Source organism: Streptomyces sp. NPDC001796, from assembly GCF_042892355.1.
In the GTDB taxonomy this organism is placed as follows: domain Bacteria; phylum Actinomycetota; class Actinomycetes; order Streptomycetales; family Streptomycetaceae; genus Streptomyces.
In genome coordinates, this window is the sequence record NZ_JBIAUC010000005.1 from 90,106 (window position 1) to 109,605 (window position 19,500).

The 19,500-nt window shown below is 71.9% G+C and carries 15 protein-coding genes; 13 read left to right on the plus strand and 2 right to left on the minus strand.

The window, feature by feature from the left end; translation table 11 throughout:
- Nucleotides 1-54: 54 nt before the first annotated feature.
- From ACFYZE_RS12485 to ACFYZE_RS12515, 7 genes are all read left to right on the plus strand, one after another.
- Nucleotides 55-1,596 (plus strand): DUF4192 domain-containing protein, encoded by a 1,542-nt coding sequence (locus ACFYZE_RS12485; RefSeq protein ID WP_388991589.1) that lies wholly within the window; start codon nt 55-57, stop codon nt 1,594-1,596.
- A 302-nt stretch (nt 1,597-1,898) separates the two neighbouring features.
- Nucleotides 1,899-3,932: a glycogen debranching N-terminal domain-containing protein gene (locus ACFYZE_RS12490; protein WP_388991591.1), complete on the plus strand. Its 2,034-nt coding sequence runs from the start codon at nt 1,899-1,901 to the stop codon at nt 3,930-3,932.
- A 131-nt stretch (nt 3,933-4,063) separates the two neighbouring features.
- Nucleotides 4,064-4,822, plus strand: a complete 759-nt coding sequence (locus tag ACFYZE_RS12495; RefSeq protein ID WP_263232473.1) for an NUDIX hydrolase — start codon at nt 4,064-4,066, stop codon at nt 4,820-4,822.
- 212 nt (nt 4,823-5,034) lie between these two features.
- The gene (locus ACFYZE_RS12500; protein ID WP_388991593.1) at nt 5,035-6,774 is read left to right on the plus strand and encodes an ATP-binding cassette domain-containing protein; all 1,740 of its coding nucleotides are present in this window, start codon (nt 5,035-5,037) and stop codon (nt 6,772-6,774) included.
- Between the two features lie 162 nt (nt 6,775-6,936).
- Nucleotides 6,937-7,824, plus strand: coding sequence for a FadR/GntR family transcriptional regulator (locus ACFYZE_RS12505; RefSeq protein WP_388991595.1), 888 nt, complete (start codon nt 6,937-6,939; stop codon nt 7,822-7,824).
- Between the two features lie 620 nt (nt 7,825-8,444).
- Nucleotides 8,445-9,983 carry an RNA polymerase sigma factor gene (locus ACFYZE_RS12510; RefSeq protein ID WP_388991597.1) on the plus strand — a complete coding sequence of 513 codons (1,539 nt, stop codon included), beginning with the start codon at nt 8,445-8,447 and terminating at the stop codon, nt 9,981-9,983.
- Between the two features lie 120 nt (nt 9,984-10,103).
- Nucleotides 10,104-10,922: a serine protease gene (locus ACFYZE_RS12515; protein WP_388991599.1), complete on the plus strand. Its 819-nt coding sequence runs from the start codon at nt 10,104-10,106 to the stop codon at nt 10,920-10,922.
- Between the two features lie 204 nt (nt 10,923-11,126).
- Here ACFYZE_RS12515 and ACFYZE_RS12520 read toward each other — a convergent pair whose 3' ends face one another.
- Complete coding sequence (locus tag ACFYZE_RS12520; RefSeq protein WP_388991601.1) at nt 11,127-11,357, minus strand: hypothetical protein; 231 nt, start codon at nt 11,355-11,357, stop codon at nt 11,127-11,129.
- A gap of 439 nt (nt 11,358-11,796) precedes the next feature.
- Between ACFYZE_RS12520 and ACFYZE_RS12525 the strand changes: the two genes are divergently transcribed.
- The 6 genes from ACFYZE_RS12525 to ACFYZE_RS12550 all read left to right on the plus strand — a co-directional run bounded on the left by ACFYZE_RS12525 (nt 11,797) and on the right by ACFYZE_RS12550 (nt 18,755).
- Nucleotides 11,797-13,920 carry a type IIA DNA topoisomerase subunit B gene (locus ACFYZE_RS12525; protein WP_388991603.1) on the plus strand — a complete coding sequence of 708 codons (2,124 nt, stop codon included), beginning with the start codon at nt 11,797-11,799 and terminating at the stop codon, nt 13,918-13,920.
- A gap of 249 nt (nt 13,921-14,169) precedes the next feature.
- On the plus strand, nt 14,170-14,694 hold the full coding sequence (locus ACFYZE_RS12530) for a DUF1453 domain-containing protein (RefSeq protein WP_388991605.1): 525 nt from the start codon (nt 14,170-14,172) through the stop codon (nt 14,692-14,694).
- On the plus strand, nt 14,691-15,842 hold the full coding sequence (locus ACFYZE_RS12535) for a sensor histidine kinase (RefSeq protein ID WP_388991607.1): 1,152 nt from the start codon (nt 14,691-14,693) through the stop codon (nt 15,840-15,842). Before ACFYZE_RS12530 ends, ACFYZE_RS12535 begins: the two co-directional genes overlap by 4 nt.
- Nucleotides 15,839-16,522, plus strand: coding sequence for a response regulator (locus ACFYZE_RS12540; protein WP_388991609.1), 684 nt, complete (start codon nt 15,839-15,841; stop codon nt 16,520-16,522). Before ACFYZE_RS12535 ends, ACFYZE_RS12540 begins: the two co-directional genes overlap by 4 nt.
- A gap of 68 nt (nt 16,523-16,590) precedes the next feature.
- Complete coding sequence (locus tag ACFYZE_RS12545; RefSeq protein ID WP_388991611.1) at nt 16,591-17,166, plus strand: DUF485 domain-containing protein; 576 nt, start codon at nt 16,591-16,593, stop codon at nt 17,164-17,166.
- Nucleotides 17,163-18,755, plus strand: coding sequence for a cation acetate symporter (locus tag ACFYZE_RS12550; protein WP_388991613.1), 1,593 nt, complete (start codon nt 17,163-17,165; stop codon nt 18,753-18,755). Before ACFYZE_RS12545 ends, ACFYZE_RS12550 begins: the two co-directional genes overlap by 4 nt.
- Before the next feature lie 52 nt (nt 18,756-18,807).
- Here the strand turns inward: ACFYZE_RS12550 and ACFYZE_RS12555 are convergent, their stop codons facing one another.
- Entirely contained in the window at nt 18,808-19,500 is a 693-nt protein-coding gene (locus ACFYZE_RS12555; RefSeq protein WP_388991615.1) for a response regulator, read from the minus strand.

Below are 19,500 nucleotides of genomic sequence, written 5' to 3' on the forward strand. Positions count from 1 at the left end.
TGATGGTTGTCCACAGGTCAAGCGGAATTCCAAGATCCGCGAGATGGTCGCGGCATGACGAACCACGACGAAGCGGCCGGCCCCTCCGGCATCGGAGACATGCACGGATCCGCACACCACAGCGGCGAGCCCACCGCGTACGCAGGACACGTCCGCTCGGCGGGAGGTCCGGGCGAAACGCAGGTCACGCTGCGCACCCCGGCCGAGCTGGCAGACGCCCTGCCCTACCTGCTGGGGTACCGCCCGGAGGACAGCATCGTGCTGGTGGCACTGCACGACCGGGACGGGCGGGGGACGTTCGGCGGGCGCGCACGGCTCGGCATCCCCACCCAGCCCGGTGACTGGCCGTCCGCGGCACAGCAGTTGGCGCACGGCCTGGTGGCCGGCAGCGAGCGCAGAGGTGCCCGGCCGGAAAGCATCGTCGCCTATCTGGTCCAGGAACCGTCGAGCGGTGAGACGGGACGCGATGTGATGGAGCGCCTCCGGCCGCTGGCCCAATCGCTGCGCACCGCGTGCGGCAGCCTCGACGCGCCCGTGGTGGAAGCCCTGTGCCTCTCCGACGGCCGCTTCTGGTCGTACGTGTGCCCAAGCCCCGGCTGCTGTCCTTCCGAGGGGCAGCCGCTGGGCATGCCCGGGACCTCCGTCCTGGCCGCGGCCGCGACCTACGCGGGCCTTCAGGTACGCGGCACGCTCAAGGAGTTCCGGGCGAGGCTCAGTCCCCGGGAGACGGCGGCCGCGCTCGATCAGGAAGCCGCGCTGGACGCCGCGAGCATGGCGCTCGTCCGCAGGATCCTGGACGACGGCACCCGCGACGGCGTGGCCGCCGAGACACTCGAACTCGCCGAGCGGGTCATGGCCCGGCTCGCCGAGGCCCCGCCGGTGTCCGCAGCCCCGGCGGCGGACCGGCGCGACGACGAGCTGCTCGAGCACGACGAGGCCGCGGCCCTCATCGTCGGCCTCCAGGACCGCATGACCCGCGACCGCGCGGCGGAGTGGATGGAGGGCGCGGAGGCCGCCGTGGCGCTGCGGCTGTGGCGCGCCCTGGCCCGTCGCTGCGTCGGCTCGTACGGCGAGCACGCCGCCGCGCCGCTGACGCTCGCCGGGTGGGTGGCCTGGTCTTCCGGCGACGAACTGGAGGCCCGTGAAGCCCTGGCCATGGCCCTGGGCGCGGACCCGGACTACCTCTTCGCCCGCCTCCTGCACCAGGCCTGCAACGAGGGCCTCGACCCGGAGACCGTCCGCCGCTGCCTGCGTGCGGAACGGACGGGCCGCGACGGGGAGGAGGGGGCGCCCGCCACGATGCCGGATGACACGACCGAGGTCCCGTCCGGTGCCGCGCCCCCGGCCGCGACCGGGGCGCCCGCCCCGCAGCAGCCCACCCGTGCCCCTGGCGCCCGTCGGCGGAGGCGCACGATCCGCCCGGCGAGCGGTGGCAGCCGGCCGGCCCGTGGTCCCGCCGAGGAGGCCAGGACCCGTCGGCGGCGTACCGCCGACATCCCGCCCGGTGGCGAAGGACAGCGGGTGGTGGAGGAGGCGACCGGCCGGTCCGGTGCCCGCCGCCGTCCCGGCCGCTGTACGGGGGAGGGCGGCACATGAACACGTCCTGCCGGCGGTGTACCGCCGTTCGGTCGGCTTCCCTCTCACGGGCGTGACCCCGGGCAGGCGCGATCCGTTCACCTGAGTGGCGGAACCCGTGCTCGGGTCGCGCCGCCGCATCGCTCACGACCCCCTCCGGAGCCCCCCACCCGGCTCCGGTCGCACCCAGGCGTACCGAGCGCAGAGAAAGACGCCTCATGCCCCTGCCCGCACCGTTCTCCACCCCCGACGGCAACCGCCGTCCCCGCCACGGCCCCTCGGAGCCCCGGCCTTCCCGAGGGGCCCCACCGGCCGTGTCGTGGATGCCGGCCGGCACGCCGGCTCCCGCCCCGCCCGTCGACCGGCCCCAGGCCTGCCCTCCGCCCCTGCCCGCCGCGCCGCGCCGAGTCGCCGACCTGCCGCCCGCCCACACCGCGCTGATCTGCGTCGCCCTGCCCGGCCTTGCGATCTCCTCGGATCAGGGACAGCTGACGGGACAGGGCCTGGAGGGGTTCTACCGAGCGGGCCGGCGCGTGCTCTCCCGCTGCCAGGTGCGGGTGGCCGGGCGGGAGCCGCTTCCCGTGCAGGCCCGCATGGTCGCGGCCGACCGGGCCCGTTTCGTGGGGACGGTGCACGCGTCCCCCGACGCGGGACCGGATCCGGACGTCGTCGTGGAGCGCGTTCGGTTCGCCGACGGCACGGAGCGGATCACCCTGCACAGCGCGGCCCCGCGCCCGCTGCGGCTGCCGGTGGAGGTGGCCCTCGGCACGGACCTCGCGGAACTGGGGGAGATCGCCTCGGGCAGCACCGGACCCGAACTCCCCGCCACCGTCCATGACTCCGGGCTGCGCTGGTCCTGTCACAAGGGCGACTGCGCGGTCACGGCCGCACCGCCCCCCACGGACGCCCTCGCCTCGGCGGGGCTCCTGCGCTGGGAGCTGGAACTGCCGCCCGGCGGGACGAGGAGTGTGGAGCTGCGGCTGCGGCCGGACGGTGCGGTCCCGGTCAGAGCGGTGGGACACGGGGCGGCGAGCCCGCTCGCACAGGCGCGCGCCACCGGGGACGACCCCCGAGTCCAGCCGCTGCTGGACACCTGTGTCGAGGACCTCAGGGCCCTGCTGCTCCGGGACCCCGCGCACCCTTCCGACATCCAGCTGGCGGCCGGAGCGCCGTGGCGCTGCGGCCCGGCGCCCGCGGAGTCCCTGGCGGCGGCCCGGATGACGGTGCCGCTCGGCACTCGCCTGGCCGCGGGCACACTGCGGATCCTCGCCCGTACCCAAATCGGCGGCCCGGGCCTGCGCTCGGGCATGATCCCGGGGCCCCGCCGGGACGCGGGAGCGCATCTGCCACCGGGCTGCACGGGCACCGAGGCCACCCTGCTGTTCCCCGTGCTCCTCGCGGAAGCCTGGCGCTGGGGGCTTCCCGAGCGTGAGACGGAGGAGCTGCTGCCGGCGGCCGAGCACTGTCTGCGGTGGCTGCGCACCACCGTCGGTGACGGCGTCTACCTCCCCGACCCGCAGCCGGCCGGGCCGCTGCGCTGCGAGACCCAGGCGTACGCCCACCGCGCCGCGGTGGTCGGCGCCGACCTGCTCGACGCATGGGGGCGACCGGGCGGGGCGGACCTGCGCGAGTGGGCCGGGGAGCTGCGCGACGCGTTCTGCGAGGACTTCTGGATCGAGGACCGGTCGGGGGGCAGACCGGCGGCCGCCCGTACCCGCGACGGGCGCCTCGCACCGCACCTCGGCGCGGGCGCCGCACACCTCCTCGACACCGGGCTGCTCGGCTGCGGCACCCTGGCGCCCGGACTGCTGGACAAGGTGCGCACCGAGCAGCTCGCGCGGTTGCTGGGCGGCCCCGCCATGGACTCGGGCTGGGGACTGCGTGGCCTGGCGGCCAGGGAGGCGGCGTACAACCCCTTCGGACACCGTGGGGGAGCGGTGCGCGTCCAGGAGACGGCGGTCGCCGTCGCGGGACTGGCCGCCGCCGGGTACGAGAAGGAGGCGGGAGGCCTGCTCGGGGGGATGCTGGCGGCGGCGGAGGCGTTCGGACACCGGCTGCCCGAGATGTTCGCCGGCGAGACGCGGGCGGAAGGCAGCGCGCCGCTGCCGCATCCGGCGGCCTGCAGGCCCGCCGCCACAGCGGCCGCCGCCGGGGTGCTGCTGCTCACCGCGCTCGCCGGAATCCGTCCCGACGCGCCCGCCGGTACGGTGACCCTGTGTCCGGTCCGCAGCGCCCCGCTGGGCGAGATCGTCCTGACCGGACTGAGGCTGGCCGGGGCACCCTTCTCCGTGCGCGTGGGCCGGCTCGGCCTCGCCATGGTGGAGGAGGCCGCCGACGGGCTGCAGCTGGGGGTGTGACCTCGGATGACGTGGCACGGCAGCGCTGCGGGCGGCTGTCGATGAGACCTGTATCGGAAAGAAGTGGATCAGCCGCCGAAGCGGTCACGGAAGGGAGTGTTTATCGTCAGGCAGACGACTATGATCGCGGCATGCCCTACGACCCGTCAGCCTTTCCGCCCTTCGCCGTCACCGTGGATCTGGTCGTGCTGACCGTGCGCCGCCACGCCCTGTGCGCGCTGGCGGTGCGCAGGGGTGAGCCGCCCTTCCAGGGCCGATGGGCGCTGCCGGGCGGCTTCGTCCGGGCTGACGAGGACCTGGCGCAGGCCGCCGCACGCGAGCTGGCCGAGGAGACGGGGCTGCGGGCCCACGACCCGTCCGCACCGGCTCAGGACAACGGCGCCCACCTCGAGCAGCTGGCCACGTACGGCGACCCGAAGCGTGACCCGCGGATGCGGGTGGTGAGCGTCGCCCATCTCGCGCTCGCCCCCGACCTGCCCGCGCCCCGCGCCGGCGGTGACGCCAGCAACGTCCGCTGGGCGCCGGTCGAGGAGCTGCTCCAGCAGGGCGGGTACGGCCGCGCCGGCGAACCGGTGGCTCCGCTCGCCTTCGATCACGCGCAGATCCTCGCGGACGGTGTCGAGCGCGCCCGATCCAAGATCGAGTACTCCTCGCTGGCCACTGCCTTCTGCCCTCCCGAGTTCACCGTCGGCGAGCTGCGCAGGGTCTACGAGGCCGTGTGGGGCGTGGCGCTCGACCCACGCAACTTCCACCGCAAGGTGACCGGTACGCCCGGCTTCCTCGTCCCCACGGGCGGCACGACGACCCGGCAGGGCGGCCGCCCCGCACAGCTCTTCCGCGCGGGCGGCGCCACGCTGCTCAACCCGCCGATGCTGCGTCCTGAGGTCTGACCGGCGGCGTCACAGGAGCGCGACCCATGGTCGGCTGCCGGAAGCCGGCCGCCGTCTGTGAGTTCCCGGCGCCGTCGGCGTCGGTCGTGGACCTCCGGTCGCCGACGTCAGCTCCGGACATATGTCCGATCACCCTATGTCTGATCAAAGTAAGAGCCTGTCCGCCCGCAAGGTTCCCGACAAAATGGGCATATCGCGCTATCTTGCTTCGAGTGATCCAGGCGATCGGATTGACCAGCACCCCCCGCAGGGACCTTCCGCCCGCCGTCGACGACGTGTCCTTCGAGGCTCACGCGGGCCACGTCACCGCGCTACTGGGAACCTCGGGTGCGGGCAAGACGACGGCGCTCAGGCTCATGCTCGAACTCCAATCGGGCCGCGGCATCACCTACTTCCGGGGCCGTCCGTTGCACCGCATCGCCCAGCCCGCCCGTGAGGTGGGCGTGCTGCTCGGTGATGTCCCCGGTCATCCCGCGCGCACGGTCCGCGGACAACTGCGCATGCTGTGCGCGGCCGCGGGAGTGGAGGCCCGCCGCGCCGACGAGGTCCTTGACGCGGTGGGACTCGTCGGCCTGCGCCACGAGCGCCTGGGCAACCTCTCGCGTGGCATGGACCGCCGCCTGGGCCTCGCCTGCGCCCTGCTCGCCGACCCGCACGCGCTCGTCCTCGACGACCCCGCGGGCGGGCTCTCCGCCCGTGAGGGGCGCTGGCTGCACGGTGCTCTGCGCGCGCACGCGGCCCAGGGCGGCACCGTCCTATTCACCACGGCCGATCCGAAGGAGGCGGCGCGCACCGCCGATCACGTCGTCACCCTCGACCAGGGCCGTCTCGTCGCCGACCAGCCGGCCGCCGACTTCGCCCGTACCCGGCTGCGACCCCGCGTGGCCGTCCGCAGCCCGCACGCCGCCCGCCTCGGCGTTCTGCTCGCCAAGGAGGCCCGGGCCGCGCAGCGTTCGGTGGAGATCGTCCAGGAGAGCGGCAACCGGCTGTCGGTGTACGGCAGTACGTGTGCCGACATCGGCGAGGCCGCCTTCCGGCACGGCATCCTCGTTCACCAACTCGCCGACGAGGTCGGTGACATGGGCCCGACCGCCGGCGCCGAGGCCGCTCCGGCCCCGTCCGCCGGGGCACCCGAACCGGGTGACCTGCCCCCGTTGTCGCCGCCCGTCGACGTCCGGTCCGTCCCGAGCCCCCTGCGCCCGCTGCGCTACGAACTGCGCCGCGCGGCCGGGATCGGCACCGGCTACGCCACCGCGGCCGCCGTCCTCGTCACCTCTGTCCTGCTCTCCGTCCTCCTCGCCCGGGCCGGGCACACTCCGCAGCGCCGCCTGCTGGCCGCCTGGCCGCAGCAGCTCCCGTTGCCGCCCGCGGCGCTCGGCGCCGGACTGCTGGGTGCCCACGCCTTCGGCGATGAGTTCCGACATCCCGCCCTGGCGGCGGCCCGCGGGACCGTCCCCCGCCGTCTGGGACTGCTCGCCGCCAAACTCCTCGTCGCCGGGGCCACGGCGCTGGTCCTGGCTACCCTCACCGCCGTGTGCGACCTGGTGTCTCTCCGCCTCCTCTACGGGCGGGAGGTCGCCCAGGTCCCCGCCGACTGGCTTCCGCTCGCGGCGAGTTGGTGCGGGCTGGTCGCAGGATGCGCCTGGGCCGGTGTGCTGGCCGCCGGTCTCTTCCGGTCCACGACCGCGGGGCTCGCCGCCGTCCTCGCGGTGCCCGTCGTCGTCGTACCCCTGGTCGAAAAGGCGCTGGCGGGGCCGTCCGTGCGGACCGCGGAGGGCCTCGCCGAGCGGATGCCCGCCCTGGTGCTGCTGCGGTGGCCCTTCGGCGGGGACAGGTACCTGGCCGCGGCGGCCCGCATGATCGCCCAACCCGTGGGTGGGGCGCTGACCTTGTCCCTGTCCGCCCTGCTGTGCGCCTACCTGATCACAACCCTGCGCAGCAGAGCCCGATGAAAGGAGTCCGTGCCGATCCGGTCCCCCTGTGTCGCAACTCCCCTGAAAAGCGCCCATTTCTTTCCGATAAGGCGTCAATTGCGACGCCGTGAGCGATCACCCTTTCGTGTGCTTTTCACCAAAGACCTCAAGGGAGTTGGAGAGCGCGCCGACAAAGGATCCGTGAGTACCCTTGCGCACACCATGATGACCGCCGCCCGCTCAGCAGACTCCGGCCTGGCCGGACCGGGCGAACTCGACCGCTACCCCTACGCCGAGGCGCCCGCCGGCGACCGCGTCGGCGCCCCCACGTGGGAGGGCGGGGAGCCGGACCTGGGACGCGTCGGCCGGCGCGCCGCGGGCAGCCGCGGCCGCGGACTGCACGGCCAACTCGTCCAGCAGCTGGGCCAGATGATCGTCTCCGGGGACCTGGGTGCCGATCGCCCGCTGGTGCCCGAGGAGATCGGGCAGCGTTTCGAGGTCTCCCGGACCGTCGTCCGTGAATCGCTGCGCGTCCTGGAGGCCAAGGGCCTGGTCAGTGCCCGACCGAACGTCGGGACACGCGTACGCCCCGTCAGTGACTGGAACCTCCTGGACCCGGACATCATCGAGTGGCGTGCCTTCGGGCCGCAGCGCGACGACCAGCGCCGTGAGCTGAGCGAGCTGCGCTGGACCATCGAGCCGCTCGCCGCGCGCCTTGCCGCCGGACACGGGCGCGAGGAGGTGCAGCAGCGGCTCGGCGACATGGTCGAGATCATGGGCCACGCCATGGGGCAGGGCGACTCCCTGACCTTCTCGCGCGCCGACGCGGAGTTCCACTCGCTGCTCATCCAGGTCGCCGGCAACCGCATGCTGGAGCACCTCTCGGGGATCGTCTCGGCCGCCCTCCAGGTCTCCGGCGGCCCGGTCACCGGCTGTGACCGCCCGAACGACACGGCCCTGTCGCAGCACGCCCGCATCGTCGACGCGCTCGCCGCGGGTGACGGCGCGGCCGCCGAGGCCGCCATGCGGCAACTGCTCACCGTCCACCCCGAGGTGGAGCGCGTGGTACCCGCGCCGCGCGAGCACTGACCGCACACTGTCGGCGATGCGACCAGGGGGTGGGTACCCGCATCGGGCGGCACCCGGCACGCGCGGCCGGCGGCCGCGGAGCGCCGTACGCCCGCCGTCGGGCTCCGTCGGATCCTCCCGGGACCCGGCGGAGCCCGACGGAGACCGGCGACCCCGCCCTCGAGCCGGAACGACACAGCCGTCGGGGATCCGGTGCCGGTCATGGGTGACCCGGTGGCGACCGTGGGCCTCGGAGCCGGCGACGGATTCCCGGTATCGGATACGGATTCCCTGTGTCAGACGCGGCTTCCGGGATACGCGGTGGGGTGAAGCCGTCGACGGCCGAACGTCGGCAGCCGAGTGTCGGCAGTGGCGTCGACTGAACACCTCTGCCCGTATCTGGACGTTTTTGAGCGGTTACGGGGTGTGATCCGGGCCACGTGAATTGGGCGTAACGCTCTGCGGGGCTGCGCGATGACCTAAGAGGTGACAGCCGAGGAGGGAATACGGACGCCGTTCGCGGCGCTGTGCATCTTCCCGGCCCCCGCCCGCGCCGTCGGCCCATCCCCAAGCCGGCGGTCGGCTCCTGTCCGTTGTGGACGGGGCCGGAAGCCGTTTTCCAACGTTCCGAGAGGTTGTTCGTGTCGGCCAGCACATCCCGTACGCTCCCGCCGGAGATCGCCGAGTCCGTCTCTGTCATGGCTCTCATTGAGCGGGGAAAGGCCGAGGGGCAGATCGCCGGCGACGATGTGCGTCGGGCCTTCGAAGCTGACCAGATTCCGGCCACTCAGTGGAAGAACGTACTGCGCAGCCTCAACCAGATCCTCGAGGAAGAGGGTGTGACGCTGATGGTCAGTGCCGCAGAGCCCAAGCGCACCCGCAAGAGCGTCGCAGCGAAGAGTCCGGCCAAGCGCACCGCCACCAAGGCCGTCCCGGCGAAGACGGTGACCACCAAGAAGGCCACCGAGCCCGCCGCCCCGGCGGTGCCGGTCGCCGATGATCCGGCTGAGGACGCGCCCGTCAAGAAGACCGCGGCCAAGAAGGCGACGGCAGCGAAGAAGACGGTCGCGAAGAAGACCGTCGCCAAGAAGACGGCGGCCAAGAAGACGACCGCCGCCAAGAAGGACGATGTCGAGCTGCTCGACGAGGACGTCCTCGAGGAGACCCCCGTCAAGGCCGGCGAGGAGCCCGAGGGTGCGGAGAGCGCCGGCTTCGTGCTCTCCGACGAGGACGAGGACGACGCGCCCGCGCAGCAGGTCGCCGCGGCCGGCGCCACCGCCGACCCGGTCAAGGACTACCTGAAGCAGATCGGCAAGGTCCCCCTGCTCAACGCCGAGCAGGAGGTCGAGCTCGCCAAGCGCATCGAGGCCGGCCTCTTCGCCGAGGACAAGCTGGCCAACGCCGACAAGCTCGCCCCCAAGCTCAAGCGCGAGCTGGAGATCATCGCCGAGGACGGCCGCCGCGCCAAGAACCACCTCCTGGAGGCCAACCTCCGTCTGGTGGTCTCCCTGGCCAAGCGCTACACCGGCCGCGGCATGCTCTTCCTGGACCTCATTCAGGAGGGCAACCTCGGTCTGATCCGCGCGGTCGAGAAGTTCGACTACACCAAGGGCTACAAGTTCTCCACGTACGCCACCTGGTGGATCCGTCAGGCGATCACCCGCGCCATGGCCGACCAGGCCCGCACCATCCGTATCCCGGTGCACATGGTCGAGGTCATCAACAAGCTCGCCCGCGTGCAGCGTCAGATGCTCCAGGACCTGGGCCGCGAGCCCACCCCGGAGGAGCTGGCCAAGGAGCTCGACATGACCCCGGAGAAGGTCATCGAGGTCCAGAAGTACGGCCGGGAGCCGATCTCGCTGCACACCCCGCTGGGCGAGGACGGCGACAGCGAGTTCGGCGACCTCATCGAGGACTCCGAGGCGGTCGTCCCGGCCGACGCGGTCAGCTTCACGCTGCTGCAGGAGCAGCTGCACTCCGTGCTCGACACGCTGTCCGAGCGCGAGGCGGGCGTCGTCTCCATGCGTTTCGGTCTCACCGACGGTCAGCCGAAGACCCTCGACGAGATCGGCAAGGTGTACGGCGTCACGCGTGAGCGCATCCGCCAGATCGAGTCCAAGACGATGTCGAAGCTGCGTCACCCGTCGCGCTCCCAGGTGCTGCGCGACTACCTCGACTAGCCCTCGGCCGTACGTCATCAGGGGCCGTCTCCTACGGGAGGTGGCCCCTTTGCGTGTGCGGGATGCGGTGAGCTGAATCACTGTGGGTGTTCTACGACCATCCGACAGTGAGGAGAGCGCATGCCTCGCCCCTACGTCCGATCCCTGGCACTGGCCGCCGCAGCAGCCCTGATACAGCTGACGGCACCCGCGCCGGCGAGGGCAGACAGCGTTGTCATCGGAGGGTTCCCGGTCGACATCTCACAGAGTCCGTGGACGGTCGCCCTGTCCAGTCGTGACCGGTTCGGAGGTACCCGGGCGGGGCAGTTCTGCGGAGGCGTGGTGGTGGACCGCTCAACGGTCCTGACCGCCGCCCACTGTCTGAGCGCGGCCGTCCTCGGAGCGCCGCCCGGGCGGGTGCGGGATCTGAAGGTGATCGCGGACCGTACGGATCTCACCTCCAGCCAGGGCAAGGAGATCCCCGTGACCTCGACATGGGTCAATCCGCAGTACAACAGCTATACGAACACCGGGGACTTCGGCGTGCTCACTCTCGCCACCCCGCTGCCCGCCAGCTCGGTCCTCCCCATGGCGCCCGCCGGGGATCCGGCCTATACGCCGGGCACGTCGGCGACGGTGTACGGCTGGGGCGACGTCACGGGGAATGCCACCTACACGAGCACCCTGCGGGCCGCCAGCCTTCAGGTCCTGACGGATGCGACCTGTGAGCGGGCGTATCCCGGCGGTCTGGACGGCAGATACGTCGCGTCCTCCATGCTGTGCGCCGGGGCGCCCGAAGGCGGCCATGACGCCTGCCAGGGGGACAGCGGAGGGCCGCTCGTCGCCAATGGGCGCCTGATCGGCGTGGTGTCCTGGGGGAGCGGCTGCGGACAGCCGGGGCGCCCTGGTGTCTACACGCGCGTCTCGGAGGCCGCCAAGGCGTTGGGGGGTGGCCACTGAGGGCGGCACCGCCGGGAGCCGCCTCGCGCCGCGGGAAAGGGCACACCCGTGCGGGCTGCCGCCGGCACGGAGTGTGCGGTCGGTGTGCGTCACGAGGACGTCGGCCCGGTGCGTCCTACGAGTACGGGCGGCCACTCCCCGGATGGGGTGGCCGCCCGTTCACCGGCGGCGCTGCCGGTGTCGGCTCGTCGTGGACGCGAAGCGTCAGCGTTCCTCTTCGGACGCGTTTGCGGGAACGGAGGTGAGCCGTTCCGTCTCGTCCTGTATCTCAGCGGCGATCTTCTTGAGTTCCGGCTCGAACTTGCGGCCGTGATGGGCGCAGAAGAGCAGTTCTCCGCCGCTCAGGAGGACGACGCGCAGGTACGCCTGGGCGCCGCAACGGTCGCAGCGGTCAGCGGCCGTCAGCGGGCTCGCGTGGGTCAGAACAGTAGTCACGTCGCCTCTTCTCTAGCTCGACGAGCTGTCGTACCAGGGTCAACATCCAACCAGGCCGAAAACGTTCCCGCTCGCGGCTTCCCCTCGAAAAAATCTTTCCGAGCCGGCTGTCTGCTGCCGGTTGGCGGCGAATGTGCCGTATTACGTCTCTTGTGTCGTACGGGTTCGCGCTGTGTGTCGGTTGTCCGTCCTCCCGGCGGGTTGCCGGTTGTGGATGAGGACGTGCCCCGAGGCTAAATGGTTCATGCCTCGAAGGGAACGTGATATGTACTTCACCCCCACGAGGGATCGAACGTCCGTACGACTCTGGATTACTCTTAGGTGCCGACGAGGGTTGCGTTACAACGGCTCTACCAGGCCTCGGTACCCTCGGACCGGCGAACGAAGCCGGCCCTCGCCCCAGGGGGTCCCATCTGAAATTCAGCGAGGAGCGAACCGCGTGACCGCCGAGACGTCCGTGCCGTCCACAGCGCTGCTGACCGGAGCAGACCGGGACGGTTCCAACTACACCGCGCGGCACCTGCTCGTCCTCGAAGGCCTCGAGGCCGTGCGCAAGCGCCCCGGCATGTACATCGGCTCCACCGACAGCCGGGGCCTGATGCACTGCCTCTGGGAGATCATCGACAACTCCGTCGACGAGGCCCTGGGCGGCTACTGCGACCACATCGAGGTGATCCTGCACGACGACGCATCGGTGGAGGTGCGGGACAACGGCCGGGGCATCCCGGTCGACGTCGAGCCCAAGACCCGCCTGTCCGGCGTCGAGGTCGTGATGACCAAGCTGCATGCGGGCGGCAAGTTCGGCGGCGGCTCCTACGCGGCGTCCGGCGGTCTGCACGGCGTCGGCGCCTCCGTGGTGAACGCCCTCTCCGCGCGCCTGGACGTCGAGGTCGACCGTGCCGGCCACACGCACGCGATCAGCTTCCGGCGCGGTGTGCCGGGCGTCTTCGCCGCCGACGGCCCGGACGCGAAGTTCGAGGCCAAGAGCGGCCTGCACAAGACCAAGAAGATCCCCAAGACACGCACCGGCACGCGCGTGCGCTACTGGGCCGATCGCCAGATCTTCCTCAAGGACGCCAAGCTCTCCCTGGAGACGCTGCACCAGCGCGCCCGCCAGACCGCGTTCCTGGTGCCCGGCCTCACCATCGTCGTCCGCGACGAGTACGGGCTCGGTGAGGGCGGCAGCAAGGGTGAGGAGTCCTTCCGCTTCGACGGCGGGATCAGCGAGTTCTGCGAGTACCTGGCGAGCGACAAGCCGGTCTGCGACGTCCTCCGCTTCTCCGGACAGGGCACCTTCAAGGAGACGGTCCCCGTCCTGGACGACCACGGCCAGATGACGCCCACCGAGGTCACCCGGGAGCTCGGCGTCGACGTCGCGCTGCGCTGGGGCACCGGTTACGAGACGACGCTCAGGTCGTTCGTGAACATCATCGCCACCCCCAAGGGCGGCACCCACGTCGCCGGCTTCGAGCAGGCCGTCACCCGGACGCTGAACGAGGTCCTGCGCGCCAAGAAGATGCTGCGCGTCGCCGAGGACGACATCGTCAAGGACGACGCGCTCGAGGGGCTCACCGCGGTCGTCACGGTGCGCCTGGCCGAGCCGCAGTTCGAGGGGCAGACCAAGGAGGTCCTCGGCACCTCCGCGGCGCGCCGCATCGTGACGAACGTGGTCTCGAAGGAGCTCAAGGCGTTCCTGACCTCCACGAAGCGTGATGCCGCCCAGCAGGCCAGGGTCGTCCTGGAGAAGGCCGTCGCCGCCGCCCGCACCCGTATCGCGGCGCGCCAGCACAAGGACGCCCAGCGCCGCAAGACGGCCCTGGAGTCCTCCTCGCTGCCCGCCAAGCTCGCCGACTGCCGCAGCGACGACGTCGACCGCAGCGAGCTGTTCATCGTCGAGGGCGACTCCGCGCTCGGCACGGCGAAGCTCGCGCGGAACTCCGAGTTCCAAGCGCTGCTGCCGATCCGCGGCAAGATCCTCAACGTCCAGAAGTCGTCCGTGACGGACATGCTGAAGAACGCCGAGTGCGGTGCGATCATCCAGGTCATAGGAGCCGGCTCGGGCCGCACGTTCGACCTCGAGGCAGCCCGCTACGGCAAGATCATCATAATGACCGACGCCGACGTGGACGGTTCCCACATCCGCACCCTGCTCCTGACGCTGTTCCACCGTTACATGCGGCCCATGGTCGAGGCGGGCCGGGTGTTCGCCGCGGTGCCGCCGCTGCACCGCATCGAGCTGATCCAGCCGAAGAAGGGCCAGGACAAGTACGTCTACACGTACTCGGACCGCGAGCTGCGCGACAAGCTCCTGGAGTTCCAGAGCAAGGGCATCCGGTACAAGGACTCCATCCAGCGCTACAAGGGCCTCGGTGAGATGGACGCCGACCAGCTGGCCGAGACGACGATGGACCCGCGCCACCGCACACTGCGCCGGATCAACCTCTCCGACCTGGAAGCCGCCGAACAGGTCTTCGACCTCCTGATGGGCAACGACGTGGCACCGCGCAAGGAGTTCATCTCCAGCTCGGCGGCGACACTGGACAGGTCCCGCATCGACGCATAGCCGCTGCGCCGGCCGGGGCAGGGTGCCCGGGGGCCGGGAGGAGGCGCCTCGGTGTGCCTCCCGGCCGCATCCGCTTCCTGACCGGTGCCTGCCCCGGGCTCTCCACCCCTGGGTGGAGACGAGCCAGGCCCGAGGATCCACCCACGATCCACCCCGGCTCCGATCTACCGCCCCCGCCGGCTTCCGTAGCGTCGAAGGCGTCGACGGCACCCGCCGCGGCGACGCCTTTCCTCGCCCACGGAGGCCACAATGTCCGGGCCCGCCGACGCCCTGCTGATCACCGCCGCAGTCCTCCTGATCCTCGTGCGTCAGTTCCGAGCGCGCCGGATCTCGGCCGACCGGCGCTGGTGGGTCATGCCTGCCGTCCTGGCCTTCCTGGCCCTGCGCGAGCCCGGCGTGCTCGACCCCCGGCACCACGCCGAGTCCGCCCTCCTCATCGGGGCCGAGCTGCTCATCGGGCTGGCCACGGGCGCCGGCTGGGCCTGGACCACCCGGATATGGACCGAGCCGGACGGCACGGTCTGGAGCCGCAGCACCAAAGCCAGTGTCGCGGTGTGGATCGTCGGCATAGGCCTGCGCGTCGGTCTCTTCGGCATCGGCGCGGTCCTCGGCGTCCACCAGGACAGCTCCGCCCTGTTCCTCGCCCTCGCCGCCACTCTGCTGGTGCGCAGCGGGATCCTGGTCTGGCGGTCGCGTTCCGTGCCCACCGCTCAGCTGCGGGGCACGGCGTACGGTGACCGCGTGACCTCGCCCTCCAGGAAGGAGTCCGTGTGACGGAGTACGCGTGGACACGCTGGCCCTCCCGAGAGGCCCTGTCCCGCGCCGGCGTCTCCGCCGCCCGGCGCGGACTCGCCCGGATCGCACGGCTCGTCGCCCTCGGCATGCTCCTGTGGACGACGTTCACGGACGGCAGCCTGCGTTCGTGGGGCATCGCCGCCGCCGCGTTCGGAGTCCTGGTGTGCGCGATAGGGGCGTGGGCCTTCTTCCGGGCCACCTTCCACCACCGGCTGTTTCCCTCGGTCGCCCTGCTCATGGCGCTCCTCGGGGTGGGTGCGACGGCGTACGTGGCGGACCTGCGCGTCCCCGCCATGGTCCTGTGGTGCGGCTGTGCCATCGGAGCCCTGGAGCGGCTGCCCCTCGCGGCCGCCGCGCCCGCCGCCGGCCTCGGCCTGGGGGCGTACGCGGCGGTCACCGACGACGCGTGGCTGACCACAGCGGTCACTGTCATCGGGATCACGCTTGCCGGCTATGTCCTGCGCCTCGACGCCGAGGCGCGCGGCAACGCCCTGCGACTGCTCGCCCAGGAGAGGGCCGCGCGGGCGGCCGAGGCGGAGTCGGCGGCCCTGGCGGAGCGCGCGCGGATCGCACGGGAGATCCACGACGTACTGGCGCACAGCCTCTCGGCGCAGCTGGTGCATCTGGAGGCGGCCCGGCTGCTGATCGAGGCGGGGGCCGAACGGGAGACGATCCTGGAGCGGGTCGTAGCGGCGCGGGGGATGGCCCGGGCCGGGCTTGCAGAGACCCGGCAGGCACTCTCCGCGCTGCGTGGGGAGATGTCCCCGCTCGAGGACTTCCTCAGCGAGCTCGTCTCTGCGTCGGACGGTGCCGACATCACCTTTTCGGGTGAGCGTCGGCCGCTGCCCGCCGAGGTCTCCCAGGCCGTCCGCAGGGTTGCTCAGGAGGCCCTGACCAACGTCCGCAGGCATGCTCCGGGCGCCAAGGTGCGCATACGGCTGGAGTACGCCGAGCAGCAAGTCACGCTGGACGTCCGCGATTCGGGCGGTTCGCCGGGCGGGCTGGCCGGGTCGGGGGCCGGGTACGGTCTGCTGGGCATGCGGGAGCGTGCCGAGCTGCTGGGCGGCTCGCTGCAGGCAGGGCCCGGTGAGGAGGGATTCGTGGTGACGTTGAAGGTGCCTGCATGACGGAGGAGGAGAGCGCGAAGCCCGCTCGGGTGGTGGTGGCGGACGATCAGACGGTCGTGCGCGAGGGCATCGTGATGCTGCTCGGTCTGCTGCCCGGGATCGAGGTCGTCGGCGCGGCCGGGGACGGCGAGGAGGCGGTCCGGCTCGTCGCCGAGCTCGCCCCGGACGTGGTGCTGATGGACTTGCGCATGCCGCGCTGCGACGGCGTCGAGGCGACGCGGCGCATCCGCGCCGAGCACCCCGGAACCCAGGTCGTCGTACTGACCACCTTCGGGGACGACGAGTCGCTTTTCCCGGCCCTCAGAGCCGGGGCGCGCGGCTATCTCACCAAGGACGCCGGCGGGGACGAGATCGTACGGGCCGTGCGGAACGTGCTGTCCGGGGAGGCGGGGCTGTCGCCGAGCGTCCAGCGGCGCCTGCTGGAGCGGCTGGCGGAGCCGGAGCCGGAACCGGCAGTGGCCGCCCGGACGCCGGACGGGCTCACCGCACGGGAGACCGAGGTGCTCGTACTGATCGCCGAAGGGCTGACCAACCAGGAGATCGCGCGCAGACTGCATGTGTCCACGGCCACCGTGAAGACCCACATCAACAATCTCTTCGCCAAGACAGGACTGAAGGACCGTGCGCGGGCGGTGCGTTACGCGTATGCCACGGGGCTGGTTCGACCCCCGTCGCGGTGAGTCACCTGATGGGGTGAAGCGCGGGGAGAAGAAGGTCTGGGATCTTCCCGCTCTGTCCATGCTTGGGCATGAGGTCAAACCATGATCGTTCCCGCGGAGGCGGGGACGGTCCCGAGAGTTCGGTTGAGAAGTACCACGGCGGCGATCCGGCCTCGGCGGGCGCGGGCGCGGGCGCGGGAGCGGCCGGGCGGGCGGAGTACGACGACCCCTGGTACGACGCGCTCGCGTCCGGCTGGGGCGAGCTGGACGGGACGGGCGCCCCGGCCCCGGTCGTGCCCTCCGCACGCCGGGAGGACGAAAGCGCCGACCGCGTCGCCGACGTCTATCTGCAGGTGCAGCGGAGCACGGCGTTCCGGGAGGTGCGCAGCCGGTACCGGAGGTTCGTGGTTCCGGGTCTCGTGGTGTTCTTCACCTGGTACGTGGGCTATGTGGTGACCGCCCAGGCGGCACCGGGGCTGATGCAGCGGCCGGTGGCGGGAGCCGTGAACGTGGCGATGCTGGCGGGGCTCGGGCAGTTCCTGACGACGTTCCTGTTCACGTGGGCGTACGCACGGCACGCACGGTTGCGCAGGGACCGCGCCGCGCTCGATCTGCGCTGGGACACCCAGGAGTTGACACGGCCGCTCAGGGGTGGCGAGCGGTGAGCGGTCACCATCAGATGCCGGCGCTGCTGCTGTTCGGCGTGTTCGTCGCGATCACTCTGGCGATCACCACCTGGGTGAGCCGCGACCGGCACGGGTCGGCGGAGGAGTTCTACGCGGGCGGGCGGCTGTTCTCGCCGATGGAGAATGGTTTTGCCATCGCGGGCGACTACATGTCGGCGGCCTCTTTCCTGGGCGTCACGGGGCTCATCGCGCTCTTCGGCTACGACGGGATTCTGTACGTGGTGGGCTTCCTCGTCGCCTGGCTGGTGGTGCTCTTCTTCGTCGCCGAACTGGTGCGCAACTGCGGGCGGTTCACGCTCGCCGACGTCGTCGCGGCACGGATGAGTGAGCGGAGGGTGCGGATCGCGGTGGGGTCATCCTCCGTGACGGTGTCCGTGCTCTACCTGGTGGCGCAGATGGTGGGCGCGGGCAGCCTCGTCGCGCTGCTCTTCGGGGGGACGAGCACGGCGGCGCGCGCCTGGACGGTGGTCGTCGTCGGCGCGCTCATGGTGATCTACGTGACCCTCGGCGGAATGCGGGCCACCACCTGGATCCAGATCGTCAAGGCGGTACTGCTGCTCGGCGGTACGGTCGCGCTGACCGCTGCGCTGCTGTTGCGATTCCACGGGGACGTGGACGCGTTGCTGCGCACGGCGGCGGAGCGCAGCGGGCACGGGGACGCCTTCCTCGCCCCGGGACTGAAGTACGGCGGGGACTGGACCGCCCGGATCGACTTCGTCAGCCTGGGCCTGGCGCTGGTGCTGGGCACGGCCGGGCTGCCGCACATCCTCTCCCGCTTCTACACCGTGCCGACCGCGCGTGCCGCCCGCCGTTCGGTCGTGTGGTCGGTCGGGCTCATCGGCGGTTTCTACCTGATGACGATCGTGCTGGGTTTCGGCGCGGCCGCCGTCGTCGGGCCGGACGCCGTGCGCGCGTCGAACGAGGCCGGGAACACGGCGGTGCCGCTGCTGGCGCAGCGACTGGGCGGCGGTGCGGACACCACCGGGGGGACGGTGCTGTTCGCCGTGGTCGCCGCGATCGCCTTCGCCACGATCCTCGCCGTCGTCGCCGGGATCACCCTCGCCGCCTCGGCCGCCGTCGCCCACGACCTCTACCCCTCACTGCGGCGCCGTAGCGGCAAGGCCCGCAGCGAGGTGGCGGTGGCGCGGGCCGCCGCCGTCGGTATCGGCGTGGTCGCGATCGCCCTCGGCCTGCTGGTCCGCGACCTCAACGTGGCGTTCCTGGTGGGCCTCGCCTTCGCGGTCTCGGCGTCGGCGAATCTGCCGGTGCTGATGTACACGCTCTTTTGGCGCGGCTTCACCGCACGCGGGGCCGTCTGGGCGGTCTACGGCGGACTCGTGCCGGCACTGGGGCTCGTGCTGCTGTCCCCGGTCGTCTCGGGAAGCCCCGGATCGCTGTTCCCGGCCGTGGACTTCCAGTACTTCCCGCTGCAGAACCCGGGCCTCGTCTCCGTCCCGCTCGGCTTCCTCGCGGGCTGGCTCGGCACGGTCACCTCGCCTCAGGCGCCGGACGACGCCAAGTACGCGGAGACCGAGGTGCGGTCGCTGACGGGCGCCGGAGCGGTGTGAACGACGGGCGCCCCCGCCGACGTACCCGCGAGCCGGGGCGCCCTCTCAAGCCCTATGGCGCCACCCACGCGTACCGGTGCTCGGGGCGCCCCGTGTCGCCGTACTTCAGGGACAGGCGCAGTCGGCCCGCCTGTTCCAGGTGGCGCAGATAACGCTGGGCGGTGGAGCGGCTCAGGCCCGTCCTGGCCGCCACCTCGTGGGCGGAGAGCGGTTGGCCGGCCCGGTGCAGCACCTCGCAGATGAGGTCCGTCGTCGGTTCGGAGTGGCCGCTGGGCAGCCTCGGCGACGAGACCGCGGGTGCGGTCCGCAGGGCGCCGAAGATCCGGTCCACCTGCTCCTGACCGGCCACGCCCCGGCCGCCGACGCGGTCGACGGTGCGGCGCAGCGCGGCGTAGGAGTCGAGGCGGGTGCGCAGAGCCGCGAAGGTGAACGGTTTGACCAGGTAGTGCAGGGCGCCCAGACGCATGGCGGCCTGGACGGTCGCCACGTCGCCCGCGGCGGTGATCATGATGACGTCGGTGCCGTGGCCGCGCTCGCGCATGCGGTGGACCAGTTCGAGTCCCGTCTGGTCGGGCAGGTAGTGGTCGAGCAGCACCAGGTCGATCGGGGCGCGTTCCACCGCGGCGAGCGCCTGGGCAGCGCTGTGCGCGCGGGCGGCGACCCGGAAACCGGGAACCTTTCCCACGTACTTGGCGTTGATCTCGGCGACACGGAAGTCGTCGTCCACGACCAGGACGTCAATCAT